This is a genomic window from Bartonella sp. CL162QHHD, from assembly GCF_042195435.1.
Lineage (GTDB): Bacteria > Pseudomonadota > Alphaproteobacteria > Rhizobiales > Rhizobiaceae > Bartonella.
In genome coordinates, this window is sequence record NZ_JBHIOG010000032.1 from 1 (window position 1) to 1,027 (window position 1,027).

General features: G+C 39.5%; 1 protein-coding gene and 1 pseudogene. Both read left to right on the forward strand.

Features of this window, described 5'->3' with window-relative positions; all coding sequences use genetic code 11:
- Window positions 1-800: pseudogene (locus ACFILD_RS03045) on the forward strand (hypothetical protein); the annotation flags it as partial.
- A partial coding sequence (locus ACFILD_RS03050) for a hypothetical protein (RefSeq protein WP_375664746.1) occupies window positions 800-1,027 on the forward strand: 228 nt, incomplete at its 3' end. The pseudogene ACFILD_RS03045 and the gene ACFILD_RS03050, both read left to right, overlap by 1 nt.

Genomic DNA, 1,027 nt, shown 5'->3' on the forward strand with positions numbered 1-1,027 from the left:
CCAAAGGCTACAGCGAAGAAGAAGCTGCTGTCATGGCAAGGAATCCTCAAATGCTTAGTGCGATGCTAACAGGTGGTGATAAACCTCAGTTAGATAAAGGTTATGAATGGGATCCCAATTCACAACTAGGTGAACGTAGAGCGAGACCGGTTAAGGGGTCGATGCAGGAACTTGAGTATAATCAAAAACTACAATCACAGAAAGAATGGGAGGGTAGAAGGATAAAAAATATGTTCACCACCAAGCAGCAGTTGAGAGCTGGATTAAATGATCTGAAAGCTGCTTTTGAACTCATTCAAACAGGTAAGGCTACAGGATTTAAGGGGTGGTTTACGAAAAAATTTGGTGGAAGTGATGGGTACAAATTAGACAAATTATTGGAGGGAATTAGAGGTGGTGTTCTAAGGACGGTATTTGAGAATCTAAAATCAATGAGTCCTAGCGGAACAGTAGGAACTGGTCCTATATCAAATTTTGAAAGTCAGGCACTATCATCAATGTTTGGTTCTTTGGATGTTGGGCGAGATAAAGAGGGATTGGAGAGAACTTTTGAAGTAATTAAAACAGCATTTGATTTTTTCAATAGGCATAATGACCTTCAACTGTACAACGCATTAACAGGTCAACCTATAGATACGCCTCAAGAAATCTCTGATAAATATTTTGTAGATTCACCTATGTCGCAAGGAGGTAGTGCAAATATACCTATAATGAAATGGCAGGAAGGTATCGACAGAGATGATATCACTGTGTTTATAGATGCGTCTACCGGTAAGCGTATTGAAAAGGAAGAGTATTAATGAATACTTATACTAGCATTCCAGAATATGTAACATCTAAAAGTGGAAAACGTTATCGTTTGCGTGTTCTCGATGATGCTCCGAATTTTGAAGAAACACCATCACCGCAACATCCCGAAATCACGCAAAGTGAAGCTTTTTGGAACTCTTTAAAGCATGGTTTGAGTTTTAATTTAGATGATGAGATTGCGGGGATCACAGCGGCAGGACGTGATTCTGATGATGAG